This is a genomic window from Ancylomarina sp. (assembly GCF_041555295.1).
GTDB lineage: Bacteria > Bacteroidota > Bacteroidia > Bacteroidales > Marinifilaceae > Ancylomarina.
Map to the genome: position 1 here is coordinate 1 of NZ_JBFFKR010000400.1, position 2,422 is coordinate 2,422.

Consider the following 2,422-nt stretch of genomic DNA (forward strand, 5'->3'; position numbering starts at 1 on the left):
AAGCATTAATTCCTTTAACTATCGTGATGTTCAAATCTCGTATCAGAATGCCTCACTTGCAAGACTATCTGCCATTTTCAATCTGATTCAATCGAAAACCAGTTTAGTTAGAATGACTGGAGGTATATTAAGTGAATTCTAAAATTGAGCCTTTATTTTAAATCATAAAAAAAACCACCAAGTCATTGGTGGTTTTCTATTTTATATAGTAAATGGACTTAGAATAAACGGAAGCCTAGAGTTACATTCACCATATTCCCTTTTAAATCTTCAGCAACATCAGATAAGCCAACCTCGTAATCAACATCTAAAGTTAATTTCCAAACGTCGATACCAGCGCCAAATTTAGCATTCCAAACAGCACTTTTAAAGTCGCCATCTTCAACATCTCCAAGAGTAGTTTTAATCTTGTCATCAATATTAAATGACGCTACAGGACCAGCAAAAGCTCTCAGTTTAAATAGAGGTAGTTTTACAATCTTATAACCTAATAAAACAGGTATATCAATACTCTTGGTTTCAACATCCATTTTAATACTACTAGAACCTAGCATCATTAGGTCGATTGATGATTTACGTTTTACATAGTTTAATTCAGGTTGGATATACCATTTGTTGATGTTGATTCTTGCAAAAGCACCAAGCATCATACCATTTTTAGAACTTTCTTTTATACTTGAACCGCTCATGTTTGCATCAAGTTTAGTACTAACAAGACCACCGTGAATACCAAGACTGATAGGTGAGGCTAATTGGGCAAACAATGCCGATGAAAATAAGCAGATAACTGCTACCAATAATAATTTTTTCATAGTGTAGAATTTTTCTATTAATAATCTAATGAGTTTCTTATTTAAATATTCATCTCTAAAATAGTCAATTTTACAGATAGACGAATTTATATTAAATTTTTCAATAATGGAAACCTTTGATAATGAAGTTTAGTCGTAATAATACATGTGTTTATGAATAAAAAAAGCTCGACCGTCATGGTCGAGCTTTTTAGAGTATGATTGAGATTGTTGATTACAAACCTAATTTTTTTCTCAACTTAGCAGGAACAGCATCCTTGTGAATCATGAAAGACATGGTCTTATATGATACAAATGGGAATGAAGCATAGAAATAACCTTCATATGGATTGTTATCAGTACCCCATGAGTTCTTCACGATAAAGTATTTGTTACCTTTTTGATCTTTAGAAATACCTACAAGGTGCATGCCGTGATCATCAGTCGTTGTGTAGTTATCGAAAGCTTCTTGACGCATTTCTTGTGTAATCACTTTTTCTTCGCCAGGACCTTTGAAGCTATATAATTTAGCATTCTTTTTCTTATCAGACATATCCTGCCATTTAGAGATCTCAGAATCGCTCATGTTCTTGGTATCCGCTTCAGGAACAATCGCAACACCTTTACGGTATGCAAAACCTTTTTCGCTTACATCAGAAGCCCATCCAATGGTGTAACCATTCATGATAGCACTTTCCATAACTTCCATCATCTCGTCGATAGGTAAGTTATAAACCTCGTCCCATAACCAGTTGTCTCCAACTTCGATAATGAATTTCTCGTAGAATGGGTGGTGAGTGTAAGATGAGATTTCGATATAATCATCAGCGTTAAGACCTGTATAGTCTTTTGCAAAAGATTTAGGAGTGTACTCTTTTCCTTCGTAATCGAAAGTTTCAGGTAATTTTCCTAAGTAAGCATCTAAAACACCATCGAAACCTTTGTGCCAGGTTGGTGTTAATTTTTTGTTTTTGTTAGCGATAACAGCATCAACATAATTACTTAGGATAATATCCATTTCACCATGAGTGTGACCTGCTTCACCATAGTTTAATCCAGCATATACAGACTCAGGAACGATACCATATTTTTTCCATACATAAGTCACATCGTGGAAAGCACCACCGCCACCAAAGTTGAATTTACCGCTCAAACGAACGTCTTTAATAGCTTTATCAGAATAGCAGTTATAAACTACAAACATTTCTGATAAATCTACCTCAGGCTTACCCATACGAAGCATTTCTGACTCCATGAATGAAAGTCCGGAAAAAGCCCAACATGTACCAGAACGGTGCTGATCTTTTACAGAAGTTGCAGGCATACGTTTTACCTCAGTAAAAATATAACCTTTTTCTTTGTCCTTTTTTTTGTCTTTTTTTACTTCAGCTGATGAAGAAAATACAGTTCCTCCAATAAGTAAGGCTGTAGCAAGAATTCTAAAATTCATAGTATTGTTGTTTTAAGTAATAAATTGTTTCGTTTTATATCTAAGTCTATGTTTAAGCTATATGCCTGATACATGTCGATAGATTTGAAAACGCAAAAATAACAAAAACTTAAACCTAGCCAATTGATATAAGGGCTTTGCTTAAGTTTTTAGATAAAATTATGATTTGACTCGATAAGAT

2 protein-coding genes are annotated in these 2,422 nt (G+C 34.0%); both read right to left on the bottom strand.

What is annotated here, in order from left to right; all coding sequences use genetic code 11:
* Window positions 1-218: 218 nt before the first annotated feature.
* Window positions 219-812, bottom strand: a complete 594-nt coding sequence (locus tag ABY905_RS16445) for a porin family protein (RefSeq protein ID WP_372645839.1) — start codon at window positions 810-812, stop codon at window positions 219-221.
* A gap of 214 nt (window positions 813-1,026) precedes the next feature.
* Window positions 1,027-2,241 (bottom strand): aminopeptidase C, encoded by a 1,215-nt coding sequence (locus tag ABY905_RS16450; protein WP_372645841.1) that lies wholly within the window; start codon window positions 2,239-2,241, stop codon window positions 1,027-1,029.
* Between the last annotated feature and the right edge of the window lie 181 nt (window positions 2,242-2,422).

Coding starts and splice junctions, on each gene's coding strand:
- ABY905_RS16445 (WP_372645839.1), bottom strand. CDS start 812: ATGAAAAAATTATTATTGGTAGCAGTTATCTGCTTATTTTCATCGGCA.
- ABY905_RS16450 (WP_372645841.1), bottom strand. CDS start 2,241: ATGAATTTTAGAATTCTTGCTACAGCCTTACTTATTGGAGGAACTGTA.